Genomic DNA, 19,495 nt, shown 5'->3' with positions numbered 1-19,495 from the left:
CCTGGCAGGAGTTGGGCAGCGGAGGGCGAACAAAAGTATAGCGGGGTCGATGCGAAAATTTTTATATATGTTACATGATATTATATGATATTATATGATATTTCGGTTAGGAGGAATTGCTATAAAACCGCAATATAGATTGCTCGCTATTTTATTTTTTGTATTACTGATTGCTTATGCCGACAGAGTAAATGCCTCCATTCTAATCGCCGACGAGAGCTTCTTGCGGGATTTGGGCCTACAAGGCAAACCAGTCGCCTTGGGTATGATTATGACGTTATTTTTGCTGCCCTATGCCCTGGCCAATATGCTGTTCAGTCCTTTGGGAGATGTGTTTGGTCCCCGGAAAGTAATGACTGTGGCAACAGCGGCATGGGCTCCCGCCATGGCGTTGGGGGGGCTGAGTCCTTCCGTCGCTGTGCTGTTTGCATCACGGATTCTCCTGGGATTAGCCGAGGGGGTTCACTGGCCGATGCAAAGCAAATATGTGGGAAATTGGTTTGAACCGGAAAAACGGGCCAGGGCTAATTCACTGTGGTTGATGGGGCTTATTCTGGGGCCGGCCTTTTCCATGCGGTTTCTGGTTTGGCTGATCCAGTCGGCTGGCTGGCGGGCGAGTTTTTTTACTCTGGCTTTAATCAATGTAATCCCGGTAATCTTGTTATGGTTTTGTACAGCCGATGCCCCATCCGGGATAAAGAGAGCCGGCATGGGGCAGGCAGCGGCGACCCAACCATTATCTTTATCGTTGCGTGCTTACTATAAACAAATTATTACGGATTACCGCTTTTGGCTCGTTACCTTTTTCAGCTTTTGTCATGCTTCCATGTGGTGGGGGACTATTGCCTGGCTGCCTACTTATCTTAAAAATACTCAGGGGTTCTCCTGGGGTAATACCGGTACCTGGGCGTCACTGCCATACTTTGCCGGGGCAATAGCCGCAGTGTTGATCGGTTATTTTTCGGACCGGCTTAAGCGGCGGGGGATTTTTGCAGTATTGTCGCTGTTAGGGTCGGTAGCGGGAATTCTGGCAAGTCTTTTCAGTACCAGTCAGTTCTACGCAGCTTTCTTTATTACTGGCAGCATTACATCCCTTGCTGCCGGCCTGCCCATTATCTGGACAATGTTGCAGGGAATTCTTCCCGGTCAGGCGTCCGGAGCCGGGGCGGGGCTTATGAACGGATTAGCCAACGGCGGGGCGGCTTTTGCGCCGGTCATGGTTGGTCTGTTCATTAACTGGCTGGGCAATTTCAAAGGCGGTTTTATGTATCTGGCTTTGATGGGATTGCTGGGGGTTGCAGCCATGCTGCCCCTGCTGCGGGAAAGCCGGTGATTACTCCCGTCATTAGTGCAATATAAGGGGGAAGTGGATGCGCAAACGAATTATGTTGGCTGCGGCTGAGGAGATGCGGATAAAAAGTATTAAGTTTACCATGGCTGATTTAGCTAGGTGCCTGGGAGTCAGCAAACGTTTATTGTATGAGTATTTTACATCGAAAGAAGAGCTTATCGGCGCTATAATTGATCAATGTCTGCAAGAGATCCACGAACAACACGAAAAGATATTGCATGACCAGAGCATTTCTTATCCGGAAAGACTGAAAAAAATGCTTACGCCCCAGCAAAATATTCTGCCGGTAGAGGGGCAAATCGCCGATGACATAAGACGTTATTTGCCGGCGGAGTGGGATAAGTTTGACCGGCTTATGGATGAAAAATGGGGGGGCATTGAGAAGTTTCTGCAGGAAGGAATAGAAAACGGTCATTTGCGTCCCATCAGTCTTCCTATCATTAAGAAAATGCTGAGCGGGGCTCACAAAGAGATTATCGATTACCGTTTCCTCGTCCACCATAACATTTCGTTGCTGCAAGCGCTTACCTATACGGCTGATGTGCTTATGTACGGCATACTTGCCGACCGTACAGCCGACAACTGCCCACCGGAGTGATCTATTCAGCGGCAAGGGGCGAAGAACCGGAACTTGCTCCCAAAGAGAATATTTAATATAAAAAATGACGGTTATCGCCTGCAATATGCTGACGGTAGCCTTTTTCTATGTGAGTAATATATCGGTGACAACCCTACATTAGCCGAAATAATTTACAAAATTTTTACAAAATCGAACTGTATAAGTAATTTGAATTTGACAGGAAAATAAATACTTTTATAGTATATTAAAACATATAAGATAAATTTTGTAAATTATAAAGCCTGAAGCAATGTCGAACCCTTCAATGCTGGCGCTTAACCTCAGCCTATCCTGATACCCGGATGTCCAATTTTCAACATGATATATTTAAATATTTAAATAAATAAAAAGAAGTGTACAAATGAACTGTAAAGTATTTAGACCAACTTAGAGTTAACTCATAATCGGAAAGGAGGAAACTATGCTTTCAAAAAAACGGCGCAACGGCAAACTTTGTCTGAGTCTTGCCGTTGCGTTAATATTTGGCGCCGCCTCATCGGTTTCTGGCTTTGATAAACCGGATGCCGGCAAAACCGCCGGCAGTCTGGAAGAACGCAAAATATTCGAAAGAAGCCAATCTGACGTCAACATTGAAATCGAACAGCAAGGAAAAAGTGTCTCGCCGTCAACCCAGGGGCCAAGAGTAAAAGTAGCCGGCGTTCATATTACCGGGCAAACAATTTTCAGTGAGGACCGGCTGCGGGCCGTGGTACAGGATACCCTGGGCCGGGAACTTACCTTGTCCCAATTGGAAGACCTGGCGGCACGTATTGCCGAATACCTGCACGAACAAGGCTACATCGTGGCCTACGCCTATATTCCGGCGCAAGACATCAAGGACGGTGTTGTAGAGATAGCGGTCGAAATCGGACAGTATGGCGATCTCGACATACGCAACCATTCCCAACTTGCTGATTCTGCCGTCGACAGATTGCTCAGCAGTATAAAAAGCGGCGACTACATTAAAAGCGACAGCCTGGAGCGGGCGCTGCTATTGTTAAATGACACCAGCGGTGTTAACGTCCAGGCAACCCTGGCCCCGGGCAAGACATCCGGCACTGCTGACCTCATTGTAGAAATTAACGATACGGCAAAGACTACCGGTCAAATATCCATCGACAACTACGGCATCCGTTTTACCGGTCAGATTCGCGGCAGCATCAGCCTAACTGCCAATAATCCCAGCGGTCTGGGTGATGCGGTCAACATCCGGGAAATTACCGCCGGACGCGGCCTGAATGATACAACCTGGAATTATCTGTTGCCCGTAGGCGGACAGGGCCTCCGCCTCGGCCTGGGTTATGCCCAGCTGCATTATGCCCTGAGGGAAGACTTTGCCGACCTAAATGCCAGCGGCGAATCCAAAACAACCGGCATTTACGTCACCTATCCCCTTGTCCGTAGCCGTAACTACAACCTCTATAGCCGTATCGGCTATGAACACAAGAAGTTGGAAGACCGCATCGATGCCCTTGCCAGTATTACCGACAAAAGGGCTCAGGTTTGGGCTTTCGGTCTTAGCGGCGATAGCCGGGACAAGTGGGGCGGCGGGGGAATAAACAGTTTTGCCCTGACTTTTGCCGCCGGCAGTCTGACTATCGACAGCAGCGAGGCCCAAGCTATCGACAGCATCACCGCTCAAACCGCCGGTTCCTACAGCAAAGCCAATATCAGTTTTAGCCGCATGCAATACCTCAATTCCCGCCTCACCTTCTATCTGGGGCTTACCGGGCAATTTGCCGATAAAAACCTGGACTCCTCGGAAAAGCTTTGTCTTGGCGGCGTTAACGGCGTAAGAGCCTACCCCCAGAGCGAAGCATCCGGTGACCAGGGATACCTGGTTAACGGTGAACTGCGCTGGAACCTGCCGACACCGGCCTTCCAACTGGCTGCTTTCATTGACAGCGGCCAAATAACCATCAACAAAAAGCCCTGGCCGGACGCCGGTGTTAACAGCCGGCATCTTACCGGCGCCGGGCTGGGACTCATTTTTAGCAAAGCAGAGGATTACAGTATCCGGCTGGACTACGCCTGGAAGCTAACTTCCGATCCAGCAACTGCCGACACCGACAAAAGCGGTCGTTTTTGGCTGCAAGGCGTAAAAAATATATAAGGAGGTCCTGTTACAATGCAACGATCATGGCGACGCACCTGGGAGCGCTGCAAGGACAAGGGTTGCAACCTGCAGGGCGCGATGTCGCAAAAAGGGAATAATTCCATGAAAACACTGGCCAAAGGCCTGTTGCCGCCGGTCATGGCAATCAGCCTGACGCTGGCCGCCGTGACCAGTGTCTATGCCAATCCTGCCGGCGGAACAGTTACCGTCGGTAAGGGAGCCATTAGTGAAAACGGCCAAACCATGACCATTACCCAAAAGACTAATAAGCTGGGTATCAACTGGCAGACTTTCGGTATTAATGCCGGTGAAACAGTAAACTTCCTGCAGCCAAGCGCCAGCGCCATTGCCCTCAACAGAGTGGTCGGCAATGACGCTTCCGTTATCTACGGCGCTCTCAGCGCCAACGGCAAGGTATTTCTCATCAATCCCAACGGGATACTCTTTGCGTGTGGCTCTCAGGTCAATGTCGGCGGCTTGGTGGCATCGACATTGAATATATCTGACAGTGACTTTAAGGCGGGAAAATTTGATGATTTCAGCGGCAGCGGCGGTTCGGTAGTCAACCATGGCAACATTATGACAACCACAGGCGGCTATGTGGCGCTCCTTGGCCGGAAGGTTTCCAACCGGGGAATTATCACGGCCAAACAGGGTACGGTGGCCTTGGCGGCAGGCAAAGAGGTAACCCTTGATTTCGCCGGCGACAAGCTTCTGTCCCTGGCAGTAAACCGGTCGGCGTTTCACGCTTTGGCGGACAACAGGCACCTGATCCGGGCCGACGGCGGCCAGGTCATCATGGCTGCCAGCGCAGCCGATGCTTTGGCTGGTACGGTCATCAATAACACTGGCACCATCCAGGCCAAAAGCATCAACAATGTGAACGGCGTTATCCGTCTGGAGGGCGGCACCAACGGCACAGTGGCCAACAGCGGCGTATTGGACGCCAGCGTGCGGGACGCCGGTTCACCGGGCGGCACAATTACGGTCCGGGGAGACAATATCCACATCGCCGGCGCCGCCAATATCAAAGCGGCGGGCGACCTTGTCCTAAGGGCGGGAACAGGCGGGACCGGGGCTGCAGCCAGCACGGTAACCATCGACCCTGGCGCAGCCGTTAGCGGCAAGAATGTGGCGATATACTATAACCCGGTAAGTTACACCGATGCCGCTACCAAGTCCGACGGCAGTGGCAACTCGTACTCAGATAAAGTTACCGGCAGCCTGACGGCCTATATGCTGGTGAATGATGTCAACCAGTTGCAGGCGATGAATACTAATTTAGCCGGCTATTACGGGCTGAGCAGGGATGTGGATGCCAGCGCGACGGCGAGCTGGAATGATGGAGCCGGGTTTGCGCCGGTGGGCCCAGCCTGGAATTCGCCATTTACCGGCAAGTTTGACGGCGGTGGTCATACCATTACGGGATTGACGATCAACCGGCCTTCAACGGATGATGTCGGTTTGTTCGGCTACGCTCAAAACGCAACGATTAGCAATGTTGGCCTTGTGAATGAAACGATTACCGGCAGAACTGACATCGGTGGCCTGGTGGGGTCGAATTATGGTTATAATGGTACGTCCAGCATCACAAATTGTTACAGCACTGGCACGGTTACTGGCACCTATGTAGTCGGTGGCCTGGTGGGTGTGAACTTTGCTAGTGCCGGAACGGCCAGTATCACAAATTGTTACAGCACTAGCTCTGTGGAAGGTGAAATGAATCTCGGCGGCTTAGCGGGGGACAACTATGCCACTGCGGGAACGGCCAGTATCACAAATTCTTACAGCACTGGCACGGTTACTGGTACCTATGCAGCAGTCGGTGGACTGGTGGGAATTAACCATACTCAAAATGATAATAGCAATAATAATAATAGTACGGCCAGTATCGCAAATTGTTATAGCACTAGCAGGGTTTATGGCGACAAAGATGTCGGCGGTCTGGTGGGAGATAACTTTGCTGGTTATGACGCCGGCTGGTGGGAGAATAACTATGATACTGCGAGTACGGCCAATATCACGAATTCTTACAGTACTGGGACGGTTACCGGTAACTATGAAGTCGGTGGTCTGGTTGGGCTTAACGAAACTTATAGTCACTATAGTTACGACACTACTAATAATAGCACAGCCAGTGTCACAAACTCTTATAGTACTGGCGCGGTTTCTGGCGGATATTTCATCGGCGGCCTGACGGGGCATATTACTAGCGACGGCGGTACAGTCACCATCACCAATACCTATTGGGATAATCAAACATCAGGCCAATCAATCGGCGTTGGCTCCGGCGGCAGTTCGGGCGTTACCGGCCTGACGACGGCCCAAATGAAGCAAAAAAACAGCTATGCCGGCTGGGACTTTACTAACACCTGGAATATCACTTCCGGCTACCCTTTCCTTCGGTGGCAACAGTAGCCGCAGCCGTAAGGTTTCCTTCTCCTGCTACACAAGTTTTGGAGCCTGGTGATAATGCGCTACGGATAACGTGGAAAATTCCAGCAAAAATCCTCGGAAGTTCCGGGGATTTTTGCATTCATATCAGTCAAACGGCGGATTTATTTTTGCCGGCCACGCAATTTAATTACGGAGACAGGAGGATTTCCGGAATTACAGCAGAAATATCGTATTGGGCATGCTCCACGAAGTATCAAGTGTGCCTGGTTTTGTTTTTTAATTCAAAGTGATGGAAATGTGTTCTTGGTTTACCCTTCGCATACTAAGGAGCTGAAAACATATGGACAAATGGCGGATCTGGCTGTTGTTGATAATATGCAATCTGTTCTGGGCCGGGAATTATGTGTTTGGCAAGTATGTAATTGCCGAGATGACTCCCCTTTGGATCACATTCTCACGGTGGTCGTTAGCGTTATTGCTCTTGTTGCCCATTGCCCGCTATATGGAAAAAACCGCAGGGAGTACGGTGAAAAAGGATTGGCTTTTACTGTTAGGCATGGGTGTTTTAGGGGTTATAGGCTACAACCTGGTTCTTTATTCGGCCCTGGAGTACACAACGGCAACAAATGCTGCCCTGGTAAGTGCGCTAAATCCCGGAGTTATTGTCATGTTTTCCGTAGTTTTATTACGAGAGCGGGTTTCCAGCTTGCAAACACTGGGCTTTATTGCCTCACTCAGCGGCGCTTTAATCGTTTTAACCCATGGTGATTTTACACGAGTGTTGCAAGCACAATTTAATCTGGGCGACCTGCTGATGCTGGCCGCGGTCCTGATATGGACATTGTATTCACTAATAGGAAGGAAATTATCTACTCCTCCCATTACCGCCACAGCAGTATCAGCAGGGATCGCGGTGCTTTTGATGGCGCCCTTCGCCGCCGCCCAGGGAATCGACACCGGGAAAATCGGACCGTTAGCCGTTACCGGAATTTTCTATATGGTAATATTCCCTTCGGTAGGTTCCTTTGTTTTCTGGAATATTTCGGTACGGGCGGTCGGCGCCAGCAAGGTCGGTGTCTTTTTGAATTTAATACCTGTGTTCACCGCGATTATCAGCGGACTATTAGGCGAAACGATCACCGGAGCGCAAGTATTGGGAGGGCTGCTGGTATTTTGCGGCGTATATCTGACCACAGGCATGCTGGAAAGAGGCTTGGGACCCGGTAAGCTATGAAAAGGAACAGGGGTAAGGTTTGCCGGGAATGCGGCTCAAGGGGTTTCACGGCCGGTGGAAAGTTAGCGGTTTTATAGTATGAATTTTGCGTCTTTTTTTCTAAGTAAGCAGGATAATAGAAAATAAAGACGAATTATTTATATTTGTTGGATGCTATTTTTTATCAGTTTTCGTAAGGTGTTATGCTGCTGTCGCGGGTAACTTACTTCGAGCTGTCAGACCAACTATACACTCGGCGTAAGAGTGTATCCTTAGTCGAGAGTCGAGCTTTTTTTCAAACTCGAAATGCTCGAAATGAATTTTTTATCAGATATGGAAAAAAGGAGAGTTTTTATGACAAGAATGAAGACCATGGATGGTAACACCGCAGCGGCTCATGTATCTTACGCGTTTACCGAAGTTGCAGCTATCTACCCTATCACCCCGTCGTCGCCAATGGCGGAACATGTGGATGAATGGGTCGCGCAGGGAAAGAAAAATATTTTCGGACAACCGGTTAAGGTGGTGGAAATGCAGTCCGAAGCCGGGGCTGCGGGCGCAATGCACGGCTCCTTGCAGGCCGGCGCGTTAACATCCACGTATACCGCATCCCAGGGACTACTGCTTATGATTCCCAACATGTACAAAATTGCCGGGGAATTGCTGCCGGGGGTGTTTCATGTCAGCGCCCGGGCGGTTGCCGCCAACTCCCTCAACATCTTCGGCGACCATCAAGACGTGATGGCGGTCCGGCAGACAGGCTGCGCCCTGTTGGCGGAAAGCAGCGTCCAGCAAGTCATGGACTTGGGTGCGGTGGCCCACTTAGCGGCAATTAAAGGCCGGGTACCGTTCGTAAATTTTTTCGACGGCTTTAGGACTTCCCACGAAATTCAGAAAATTGAAACGCTTCAAAATGAGGATTTGGCGAAACTGGTGGACATGGATGCGGTCAACGCCTTCCGGCGCCGAGCCTTGAATCCCGATCATCCTGTAGTACGGGGTACAGCGCAAAACCCGGATATTTACTTCCAGGAAAGGGAGGTAGCAAACCCTTACTATGCAGCAATTCCGGCCATTGTGGAAGAATACATGGGCGAAATCAGCAAGCTGACCGGCAGAGAATATCATCTGTTCAACTATTATGGCGCAGCGGACGCCGACCGCCTGATTATTGCCATGGGTTCGGTCTGCGATGCCATTGAAGAAACCGTTGACTATTTGAACGCCAAAGGAGAAAAAGTTGGCTTGCTGACCGTTCACCTTTATCGTCCTTTCTCACTGGAACACTTCTTCCGATACATCCCGCAAACTGTCAAGAAAATCGCCGTGCTCGACCGTACCAAAGAACCCGGTTCCATTGGCGAGCCGCTGTATCTCGATGTTAAAAGCGCTTTCTACGGGAGGGATTTCCAGCCCGTTATCGTTGGCGGCCGCTATGGCTTAGGGTCTAAAGATATTGTTCCGGCCCACATTATCCCCATCTTTGACAACCTCAAGCTGGCTCAACCGCAAGACCGCTTTACGGTCAGCATTGTTGACGATGTCACCCACACATCTTTGCCGGTGGGTGAAGACGTTGACACCACTCCTAAGGGGACGACAGCCTGTAAATTCTGGGGGTTAGGTTCTGACGGCACCGTAGGCGCCAATAAGAGCACTATCAAAATTATCGGTGATTATACCGATATGTATGCGCAGGGATATTTCGCCTACGACTCCAAAAAGTCTGGCGGCATTACGGTATCTCACCTGCGTTTCGGCCAACAGCCGATCAAATCGCCCTATCTCATCAACAAAGCCGACTTTGTAGCCTGTCACAACCAGTCCTATGTTTATAAATATAATGTGCTGGAGGGCCTTAAACCCGGCGGTGTATTCCTCCTAAACTGCACCTGGGATGCACGGGAACTGGAAGAGAATCTGCCGGGCGCCATGAAACGCTATATCGCCGGCAAAAATATCAGCTTCTACACCATTGATGCTGTAAGCATCGCCCAGGAACTCGGACTGGGCGGACGCATTAACATGATCATGCAGTCGGCTTTTTTCAAGCTGGCCAACATTATCCCGCTTGCCGATGCTGTTAAATATCTGAAACAAGCTGTGGTAAGCTCTTACGGCAACAAGGGCCAAAAGGTGGTGGACATGAACAACGCCGCTATCGATAAAGGTGTTGAAGCTATCGTCAAAATTACCGTACCTGCCACCTGGCAAGATGCGCAGGATGACGCTGCCGTAAGGGACAAAACGCCTGAATTCATTGAAAAGATCCTGATCCCGGTGAACCGTCAGGAAGGCGACAGCTTGCCAGTCAGCGCCTTTTTGGGCATGGAGGACGGCACCTTTCCCACCGGTACGGCCGCTTACGAAAAACGCGGCATTGCCATTGACGTGCCGGAATGGCAAACCGACAATTGTATCCAATGTAATCAATGCGCCTATGTCTGTCCCCACGCAGCCATCCGTCCTATACTGGTCAATGACGCCGAATTGAAAGCCGCTCCAGCCGGCTTCGCCGTAAAACCTGCTGCCGGCGCCAAAAACTTTAGTTTCCGCATGGCGGTTACACCCCTTGATTGCACCGGCTGCGGCAACTGCGCCCAGGTTTGTCCGGCCAAGGAAAAAGCGCTGGTTATGAAACCCATAGCCACGCAGATGAATCAAGCCGCTTTGTGGGAATATGCGATGCAAGTGTCCCCCAAGGCCAACCCCATGAGCAAAGAAACGGTGAAAGGCAGTCAGTTTGAACAGCCGCTGCTTGAATTTTCCGGCGCTTGCGCCGGCTGCGGGGAAACTCCGTACGCCAAACTTGTCACCCAATTGTTCGGCGACCGGATGATGGTTGCCAATGCCACCGGCTGTTCGTCAATCTGGGGCGCCAGCGCGCCATCCATGCCTTATACCACCAATCATCGCGGCCACGGTCCGGCTTGGGCCAATTCCCTGTTCGAGGATAACGCCGAATATGGTTTGGGCATGTTCCTCGGGGTAAAACAAGTTAGGAACGGTCTGGCGATGAAGATGGAGGCGGCCGCTAAGCTCAGTATCAGCAGTGAGCTAGAAACGGCGCTGGCTGATTGGCTGGCCAACAAAGACAACGGGGTCGGAACGCGGGAAAGAGCCGACAAGCTTATCACTTTGCTGGAAGCTGAAAAAGGCAGCGATGCGCTGCTGAATGAAATCTATAAAGACAAAGATTTCTTTGTCAAACGTTCGCAATGGATTTTCGGCGGCGACGGGTGGGCCTATGATATCGGGTTCGGCGGACTGGACCATGTGCTGGCCGCCAGCGAAGATGTCAATGTACTGGTTTTCGATACGGAAGTATATTCCAACACCGGCGGACAATCCTCCAAAGCCACTCCGGCCGCGGCCATCGCTAAATTTGCGGCCAGCGGCAAAACAACCAAGAAAAAGGACCTGGGGATGATGGCCGTGAGCTATGGCTATGTTTATGTGGCGCAGATCTGCATGGGGGCTGACAAAAAGCAGACTTTGCAGGCCATCGCCGAGGCCGAAGCCTATCCGGGACCTTCGCTGCTCATCGCTTACTCGCCTTGCATCAACCATGGACTAAAAGCCGGTATGGGCAACAGCCAGCTGGAAGCCAAGCGAGCCGTCGAAGCCGGCTACTGGGCGATGTACCGCTATAATCCAGCCCTGAAAGATATGGGCAAAAACCCGTTCCGGCTGGACTCCCCGGAACCTACCGCCGACTTTAAGCAATTCCTCATGGGAGAAGTGCGGTATTCCTCCCTTAAGCAGCAGTTCCCCGCCCAAGCCGACGCGCTGTTTGATAAAACAGCCAAAGATGCGGCTGAAAGATTGGATACCTACAAGCGCTTGGCGAAAATGTATGATGAATTGTCGTCGGAGGCAGCCGCTTCCAAAGAATAACAGATCTCTATATTAATGCAGGAAATCATCCAACTTTATAGAATAAAAAAATGGCCATAATGGCCATAAAATGTATTTCTATTTTACCTTCGAAGCTATCGAAGGTATTTTTTATTTTTAATCAATTCAATTATGGCTATGCCGGCAACGACTATCAAAACAGCGGAGCGGGCGATGAACTAGTCCTTAACATCCTTGCTTTGTTTCAAAGCGCCCGGACCGTCCTGGGCCACAGGTACTTCCGCTTCGCCGAAGGTTTTCATATCGTTTAACACATGCAGGGAAGCATTAATCAGCGACATTCCCAAAGCAGCGCCCGTTCCCGCACCCAGTCTCATGTCAAGATAGATATAGGCCGGTATACCGATAATATCCAGCGCCGCCTGATGTGCCGGTTCAACGGCAAAGTGGGATCCCACCAGGTAGCTTTTAACTGCCGGAGCCATTTTCACAGCGATAAGGGCGGCCGCACCGGTAGCCAAGCCGTCTAACACTACTGCCGCTCCGCCCGCGGCGGCCCCCAGTATCACTCCTGCCAAACCGGCAATCTCCAGACCACCGACTTTACTTAACACATCAAGGGGATCATTTTTGTCCGGAGCATTGACTGCTAATGCCCTCGCCAGTACCTGGAGCTTCTTGCCGTCCCCGGCCAATTCGGCCAGCGGCTGCGGACTATAGCAGGCGATAATTGCCGTGCTTGCCGTTGTGCCGGCCATACTTATTTCACCTAAGCCCAAAACCCGTGAGCCCCTGGCTATTTCCTCGCCGGCTGTTTTTATTCCCGCTTCAATAGCTTGGACGGCCTGTTCCCGGGTCATTGCCGCTTCTTGCGCCATATTTTTCGTCCCGTAGGCGATCTTTTGGCGGTGGACTCGCGGCAGCGGCGGTAAGTCTGCCGCTACACCCACATCCACGATAACCAGATTAGCGCCAACATGATCGGCAAACACATTGATAGCGGCGCCCCCGTTGCAAAGGCTGCCGATGGTGCCCGCAGTTGTTTCCTGCGGATAGGCACTTGGTTCCTCCGCAGCCACTCCATGATCACCGGCCATGAGAATAATGCTTTTAGGCAAGGTCCGGGGTCTTGGGTTGCCGGTAATTCCGGCCATTTGACAGGCCAGGTGTTCAAAATGATGCAGGCTGCCAAGGGGTTTTGTCAGGTTATCAAGTCTTACCTGGCACTTTTCCATTGCCTGGACATCTAAGGGTTTTATCTGAGTAATTACGTCTTCCAACATTAATATATCCTCCTCAATATCCTCCTAAGAATTAAGAATTCAGATCCAAGTTATGCAACACTTTAATTGCCACATTTAGCATATCTACTACTACTGAAGCCCCGATGGCTTCCCCCAGACGCACCCCCATATCCAGGCAGGCTTTCAGATTGAGCAATTTTAGAGCAATAATATGCGCCGGCTCACCGGATAAGTGAGAAGCAAGCATATATTCCTTGCTCAAGGGATGAATGGCATTGGCAATTAATGCCGCCGCCGTGGTGTTAAGACCGTCAATGACAACAGCACAGTGGTTGGCTGCCGATCCGAGAACAACACCGGCCAAGGCGCCGATCTCAAAACCGCCTACCTTGGACAATACGTCTATTCCGTCCGCGGCATCCGGCTTGTTTACGGTTAGGGCGCGGCGGACGACATCGATTTTCACCTTCAGCCGGCTGTCGGATATGCCTGTGCCCCGGCCGGTGACCTGTTCGGGCGCAAGTCCGGTAAAAGCGGCGACAATAGCTGCACTGGCGGTAGTATTGCCGATTCCCATTTCACCAAGGCTAAAACAGGTATAACCCTGCCGGACCCGGTCGTTCACAATTTCGATTCCTGTTTCTATGGCCTGGATAGCCTGCTCACGCGTCATAGCCGGTCCCTGGGTAAAGTCCTGGGTGCCGTAGGCAATTTTGCGGTGCCACAGCCCGGCAACATGGGATAAATCGCCGGCCACTCCCATGTCCGCCACTACCATGTTCGCCCGGCAAAAATTGGCGAAAGCATTGGCACTGCCGCCTTTGGCCAGCAGATAGTTGGCAGTCATCTGCAGCGTTGTTTCCACCGGATAAGCACTGATCCCGTGTTTGGCGACCCCATGGTCGGCGGAAGTTATAACCATGCAGTTGCGTACCAATTCCGGCTGTGATTGCCGCAGTATGCCCGCATACTGTCTTACCATGCCCTCCAGGCGGCCAAGACTTCCTTTTGGCTTTATCTGGCTGTCCAACCGGGCTTGTACCTCTTCCATTACGACTGTGTCCGGAGCAGAAATTTTTGACAGTGTCTCTGGTAATATACCCATAACTTATTCCAACCCCCATTTTTTGCTTATTTATTCTGGTGTTCAGAACATTCAGAACCTTATAGCCAAATTTAAAAAATAAAAGGCTTCTTTGGATATTATCCAAAAAAGCCTTCTTTTCCATGAAGAACTTTGTTAAAACGGATAAAGGCAGGTCTCCTGGCTCCCGGTTCATTGACTGTTTACGCCTTCCCCTTGCGAGTGGCCTTGTAAAGTCTTCCCGGTACAGTGGCGGGCCCGCGCTAGCGGCATAAGCATCATGCCTAGACTTCCCTATTATCCTCCAGTCGGCTGGAGGCACCTTTTCCGTGAATAATATGTAATTTGTAACTATTATAACAGAGCCGTAGCAGTTACGTCAAGCCAGGCTGAAACCAATATATATTGCACTATTTATATGATGATGAAGTGTTTGAACGTACCTATGAACTTACTCCAGAATACGGCATACTGCTTTCAGTGATAACGAAAAGTAGCGCGCATTTTCAGCAGTGGCTTGAGGTTCTCCCTTTTTATAGTAATATAAAGATAGAAGGAGTAGAATTTTATGCCAGGTGATTGCACTGGCTAAATATCGGTTGGGTAAAGCTAAGACAGTATCAAAACGCTGTCCGTTTTATTAAGATGATAGAAGATGTTCTGGGTAGCATACTGAAGGAAAATGACCAATCCTAAAGGAGGATTGAAGGCTAAGAATCGTCTTTGCTATGGCAAAGCTGGAAATGCAAAGAACTTGCGAATTTCGCAGGTTCTTTGCATTAGAAAGGTTTTATTATAAAAAAAGCAGAAAGTCTCTCTAGTTTAACCCGGCCTGTATTTTTTCGTTAACGACAACAGACCACTGTTTACCCGGATAAGCATTGTATCCTTTAGTGTGGGCAAAACCCCATATTTGTGTTTTTCCGTTTGCCTCCTTTTCTAACGTATAACCGTACATTTCACCGGCAATGGCTTTGCCGACGGCTTCCAGGTGCTGTAGGCTGGTAGATAAAATACCGGCGCGGTTTTTAGATGCAATTACAAGGCCGTCTTTATTCACAACGAAAATATCACCGGTACTGCCAATTCTGGCTGATTCAATGATGTCATAAATGAAATTCCAATTGAAACGGGTAGTGAATATTCCCAGAATATTGCCTGTTTCGTCTTTGACCGGACAGGAGTAGGAAATGGTATGTCCACCTGCGGAAGCTGAGTAGTACATGTCACTAACATATACGTTTTTCCCGTTTATGGTTTGTTGAAACCATTCCCTGCCGGACATGTCTTGTCCTACAATTTCCTGGTTCACTCCTGTGGCAACAACCTTGCCTTGTAAGTCTAGCAGATAGAGGTCATAGTATACCTCGTAGATGTCTACCGTATTTTTCATAAAGGAAGTAGCCAGGCTGATATTTTCTTCATTGGGGTGTTTCAAGCAAAGGATAATCTTCTCGAATGTTGCCCATGCTTGTACGTCACAGTTGCGTTCGAACAAATTACGGTCAATTTTGTCAATAGTGTCAAAAGCGACATCCGCTGTCCTTACGGCAATTACTTCATTAGCTTTTGTATGCATATTACTGATTAGTACTCTGCTTTCTTTAGTGGCTGTAAAACTTCTTTCGGCTAATTTTTTAATTTCGTCGGCTACAACCCCAAAGCCTCGCCCGGCATCTCCTGCTCTGGCGGCTTCAATAGCCGAGTTTAATGACAGCAAATTGGTCTGTTTACTAATATCCTCGATAGTGCGGACAATGTCCCGTACTTTTTGGTTCGCTTCTGTCATTTCTTTTAAAAGGACGGAAATGTCGAGAGTTGTAACTGAATTTTCTGCCATATAAATACCCCTTTCTTCATGAAAAAGAATAATCAAAACGGGAAGTTTCGAGAACGAACATATCTTTCTGAAGTAGTGGGCTAAAAGAGTGGCAAAAATAATAGTCCTTTTCCCCAGATTTAATAGACTGAGGAAAAGGACATCTTTGTCGTTCCTATATTATAAATGTTGTGATTATTCTATAAATCGACAATTAGGCACAAAATTTGTAATTCCTGCTAATGATAAAAAGAAATTTTTATTAAATTTTTGTTAATTTGGGCCGGGCATTGACTTAATTGCCTTATTTGAAGCGAAAGGTGGAAAGCATATGGGGTCGTGGGGCATTCACGCCATCATGTTCGTTACAACGCTTATGATTGGAATGGTGACAAGACTGGCTAATGTAGTAACAAAAATCATTTCGGTTGCGTATTCATCATCGGATTGATAAGTTGTGGCCATCATGGCAACTGTAGTCATAGACGGAAGTCCAACAATTATTGTTAATATAGTCCGCGGAATCTGGGGCAGAAAAAAACCCAAAAAGTAATAAACAATAACCGGTAATACTAACATTTTAACTATCGTTGAAACTAATATGCTTGGTTTTTTGATTATATTGTCCACGGAAACATAAGCCAAGGCACCGCCTAAATACATCAGTGTCAAATACTTGCTTGTACCGCCGGTGCCCGCAATTGTGCTCATAAGCAAATCCGGCACCGGAATCTTAAAAAGCATGATGATAAAAGCAATACACAATGCAACTGTAGTAGGATTAAGCATATTTCTAACCGCATGCAACGGATTTGAATTTTTCTGATGCCGGCTGCATAAATAAACCCCGAATGTCCATAACAATGCCATGTCGACCAGGGTGTAAACCGCGATGCAAACCTGGGCAACCGGCTCTTTGAATATTGCCTGTATGAGCGGTATCCCCATAAAGCCCATATTGCCAAAGGTTAAAAGAGCCACATAGATATTTGCGCTCTTGCCTTCCAGTTTGCACAGTTTGCTCATTGCCACGCTGGCAAGGATAAGAAGGGAAAAACAAAATACCACGCCCATGGTGAATCTGCCGCTGATCAAAAACTCCCTGGCCGTAACGCCGCTTCCCGCAACAACACTAAATATTAATGCCGGGAGAATGATTTTAACGATAAGCCGGGATAGAGTATTCAGCGCATCTTTCGTAAAAATGTCGGTCTTGGCGGCAATAAAACCTATCGCCATAAGTATTGCGAAGATTATAATCTGATTGGTTATAGCAGCGATCTGTGCCGTCACTTTTGTCCGCACCCTTCTTCTTTAGTTTGATCTATATGGAACGCATTAAAAGAATTGAAATTGTATCCCGGATGTGTTAATTCCTTAATGGGACATATATAATCATGTGATTCCGCATATATTTAAGTACCGCAATTTGTCAGTTTAGCATGGGCTAAGTCGATGAGTCGATATCATTCACATTGTACCAAATTTATTACCGTAGAAACAGTGTTATTATGCGGAACGTGTAACCGGACTGTCTTTAAGCAGCTCGTGGCAATTACTTAACTGAGCAGATACGGGGTTGTTTAATTTTTCGGAGGTCATTATGAAATCATTGGAATCTATTATCAGGTCGATTGAACCACTCAACCAGGACAGCATGCTGTTGACCCAACAGCGGCTGGATAGCTTGACCAAGCCCCCAGGCAGTCTGGCGGTATTGGAAAAGATGGCCTGTCAATTGGCCGGTATTCAGGGGAAATTGCCTATAACGCTGCCGAACAAGGCCATTTTGCTCATGGCGGCCGATCATGGCGTGGCGGTAGAAGGGGTGAGCGCCTTTCCGGCGGAAGTGACGGAACAAATGGTATATAATTTTGTCAACGGGGGGGCCGCAATCAATGTGCTGGCCAGGCATGCCAACGCCCGCCTGATACTGGTGGACGTAGGGGTTAAAGCCGACTTTCCGGCCGGGCTGCCCATCCGGCGCCGTAAAATCCGCAAAGGCACCGACAATATGCGTTATCGCCCGGCCATGGAGCGGCCGGAGGTGCTTCAGGCTTTACAGACAGGGATGGATATGGTCAATGAACTGGCTGATGATGGAATCGAGGTCATTGGCCTTGGTGAAATGGGGATTGCCAATACCACGGCCAGCTCGGCCATTACCAGCCTTCTTGCCGGCAAACCTCCGGCACAGGTGGTCGGGAGAGGCACAGGCATTGAACAGAAAGTGATTAGCCAAAAAATCCGGGTGATCGAAGAAGCTGTTGCCCGGCATAAGCCTGATCCCCATGATGTCATTGACGTGCTGGCTAAAGTCGGCGGACTGGAAATAGCGGCCCTGGCCGGAGCGGTGCTGGGGGCGGCAGCCAGGCGGATTTTGATTATTCTGGACGGATTCATATCTTCAGCGGCAGTGTTGGCGGCCTATCGTTTATGTAATTCCGTCCAACCCTACCTGCTGGCTTCCCATTTATCGGAAGAACCCGGACACGCGGCCATTCTACAGGCGCTCGGGTTGGAACCGTGTATTAGGCTCAACATGCGCCTGGGCGAAGGCACCGGCGCGGCGCTGGGTATGACCTTATTGGACGCGGCCGTTAAGATTGTAAATGAAATGGCCACTTTTGGCGAAGCAAAAGTGGCTGAGGCGTATAATGCCGGGGATAAAGAAGTCTAGGGGCGGTGATAGTAGCGAGAATTGCTAATTTTGACCATTGGCGGGCTTAGAACACAATTTCAACAATCTCTATATCAGTATTCTCTTGTAAATCAATATATACTCCGTCATCCGTCTGGACCAGCGGCATAATTGGCCGGCATCTATCCAAAAATAGGATTTTCGCATTCGATCCGTTGCTTAACTTTACCGTTGTACCGACCAAGGATTCACGGATATTGGAAATAAATACAGCGCAAACTGACGGATCCAGTTTTCCAAACATGTCATTAAATAATTCCTGGATAACAAACAAAGGACTCAAAGAATTACGGTATACACGGTTGCTGGTCATGGCATCATATACATCAGCAACAGCAATAATTTTACCAAATTGTCCAATCTGGCTCTCGGCAAGTCCTTCAGGATAACCCGAACCGTCGAGGCGTTCATGATGCTGTAATATACCCAGCTTTACATCTTCGCAAACCAGGTTGAAACCTTTTACCAGTTCGTAACCCATGATTGTATGGTGTTGCATGAAATCCATCTCTTCTTGGGAAAGTTTTTCAGGTTTATTTAAAATCTCCACAGGAATCATTGCTTTTCCAATGTCGTGTAAAAGGCCTGTCAGAACCAATTGGTGCAAACTCTTCTCAGGCCATTTTAACCATTTCCCGATTACACCGGCAATAACCGCTACATTTACTGAATGTCGGAATGTATAATCATCTTTTGAATTAATTATGTGAAGAAAACTGATTACTGCTGTTGAAGACAGCAATGAATTCATCGTTTGTTCCGCAAGATCATTAATTTGCTCAATCGGAATCTGTCGTAAGTAACGGGTCTTATGAAAGGCATCTTCGATAGAGTCTACAAGTTTCAGGTATTCAGCAATAAAATACTGTTGATCATTACGCAGATTTAAAAATAATTCATCCCCGTACTCTTCCAAAATGTCAATTGCGCTAAACCCCCATTCGTGAATTTTACGGATGAGTGCCGCGGTAAGGACGGCATGCTCGCTTAATAGCACTACTTTAGCCTCTGCCGACAATAAATCCCGTCCCAGCTTCATACCCGGCTTCACGTCACCGAGACAATATTGTTTTATTATATAAGGCATGACTTT

General features: G+C 48.9%; 12 protein-coding genes, 1 pseudogene and 1 riboswitch. Of the genes and pseudogenes, 7 read left to right on the top strand and 6 right to left on the bottom strand.

Annotation, left to right across the window (positions count from 1 at the left end; genetic code table 11):
- Positions 1 to 139 precede the first annotated feature (139 nt).
- The 6 genes from MAMMFC1_RS03735 to nifJ all read left to right on the top strand — a co-directional run bounded on the left by MAMMFC1_RS03735 (position 140) and on the right by nifJ (position 11,593).
- Entirely contained in the window at positions 140 to 1,333 is a 1,194-nt protein-coding gene (locus MAMMFC1_RS03735) for an MFS transporter (RefSeq protein ID WP_158618629.1), read from the top strand.
- 37 nt (positions 1,334 to 1,370) lie between these two features.
- Positions 1,371 to 1,949, top strand: coding sequence for a TetR/AcrR family transcriptional regulator (locus tag MAMMFC1_RS03730; protein ID WP_126306590.1), 579 nt, complete (start codon positions 1,371 to 1,373; stop codon positions 1,947 to 1,949).
- 442 nt (positions 1,950 to 2,391) lie between these two features.
- A complete protein-coding gene (locus MAMMFC1_RS03725) occupies positions 2,392 to 4,083 on the top strand; it encodes a ShlB/FhaC/HecB family hemolysin secretion/activation protein (RefSeq protein ID WP_126306588.1) in 1,692 nt (563 codons plus the stop codon).
- Between the two features lie 15 nt (positions 4,084 to 4,098).
- Positions 4,099 to 6,504, top strand: coding sequence for a two-partner secretion domain-containing protein (locus MAMMFC1_RS03720; protein WP_126306586.1), 2,406 nt, complete (start codon positions 4,099 to 4,101; stop codon positions 6,502 to 6,504).
- A 319-nt stretch (positions 6,505 to 6,823) separates the two neighbouring features.
- A complete protein-coding gene (locus MAMMFC1_RS03715) occupies positions 6,824 to 7,717 on the top strand; it encodes a DMT family transporter (protein WP_126306584.1) in 894 nt (297 codons plus the stop codon).
- Positions 7,718 to 8,050: 333 nt separating this feature from the next.
- Entirely contained in the window at positions 8,051 to 11,593 is a 3,543-nt protein-coding gene (nifJ, locus tag MAMMFC1_RS03710; RefSeq protein ID WP_126306582.1) for a pyruvate:ferredoxin (flavodoxin) oxidoreductase, read from the top strand.
- A 179-nt stretch (positions 11,594 to 11,772) separates the two neighbouring features.
- On the opposite strand, the gene cobT (MAMMFC1_RS03705) is transcribed toward nifJ, so the two are convergent.
- From cobT (MAMMFC1_RS03705) to MAMMFC1_RS03690, 5 genes and pseudogenes are all read right to left on the bottom strand, one after another.
- Positions 11,773 to 12,837 carry a nicotinate-nucleotide--dimethylbenzimidazole phosphoribosyltransferase gene (gene cobT / locus MAMMFC1_RS03705; protein WP_126306580.1) on the bottom strand — a complete coding sequence of 355 codons (1,065 nt, stop codon included), beginning with the start codon at positions 12,835 to 12,837 and terminating at the stop codon, positions 11,773 to 11,775.
- 31 nt (positions 12,838 to 12,868) lie between these two features.
- Positions 12,869 to 13,903, bottom strand: coding sequence for a nicotinate-nucleotide--dimethylbenzimidazole phosphoribosyltransferase (cobT, locus tag MAMMFC1_RS03700; protein ID WP_126306578.1), 1,035 nt, complete (start codon positions 13,901 to 13,903; stop codon positions 12,869 to 12,871).
- A 132-nt stretch (positions 13,904 to 14,035) separates the two neighbouring features.
- A riboswitch (cobalamin riboswitch) is annotated at positions 14,036 to 14,222 on the bottom strand.
- 477 nt (positions 14,223 to 14,699) lie between these two features.
- Complete coding sequence (locus MAMMFC1_RS22580) at positions 14,700 to 15,461, bottom strand: cache domain-containing protein (RefSeq protein WP_408631239.1); 762 nt, start codon at positions 15,459 to 15,461, stop codon at positions 14,700 to 14,702.
- A gap of 26 nt (positions 15,462 to 15,487) precedes the next feature.
- A pseudogene (locus tag MAMMFC1_RS22830) lies at positions 15,488 to 15,623 on the bottom strand (methyl-accepting chemotaxis protein); the annotation flags it as partial.
- 426 nt (positions 15,624 to 16,049) lie between these two features.
- Positions 16,050 to 16,994, bottom strand: a complete 945-nt coding sequence (locus MAMMFC1_RS03690; RefSeq protein ID WP_126306576.1) for an AEC family transporter — start codon at positions 16,992 to 16,994, stop codon at positions 16,050 to 16,052.
- A gap of 310 nt (positions 16,995 to 17,304) precedes the next feature.
- On the opposite strand from MAMMFC1_RS03690, the gene cobT (MAMMFC1_RS03685) reads away from it, so the two are divergent.
- Positions 17,305 to 18,381, top strand: coding sequence for a nicotinate-nucleotide--dimethylbenzimidazole phosphoribosyltransferase (gene cobT, locus MAMMFC1_RS03685; protein ID WP_126306574.1), 1,077 nt, complete (start codon positions 17,305 to 17,307; stop codon positions 18,379 to 18,381).
- Positions 18,382 to 18,427: 46 nt separating this feature from the next.
- On the opposite strand, the gene MAMMFC1_RS03680 is transcribed toward cobT (MAMMFC1_RS03685), so the two are convergent.
- On the bottom strand, positions 18,428 to 19,489 hold the full coding sequence (locus MAMMFC1_RS03680; protein ID WP_126306572.1) for an HD-GYP domain-containing protein: 1,062 nt from the start codon (positions 19,487 to 19,489) through the stop codon (positions 18,428 to 18,430).
- Between the last annotated feature and the right edge of the window lie 6 nt (positions 19,490 to 19,495).

The sequence above is a fragment of the Methylomusa anaerophila genome (assembly GCF_003966895.1).
Lineage (GTDB): Bacteria > Bacillota > Negativicutes > Sporomusales > Sporomusaceae > Methylomusa > Methylomusa anaerophila.
The sequence above is the reverse complement of the archived record's forward strand: the minus strand, read 5'-3'. Positions and strand labels throughout refer to the sequence as shown.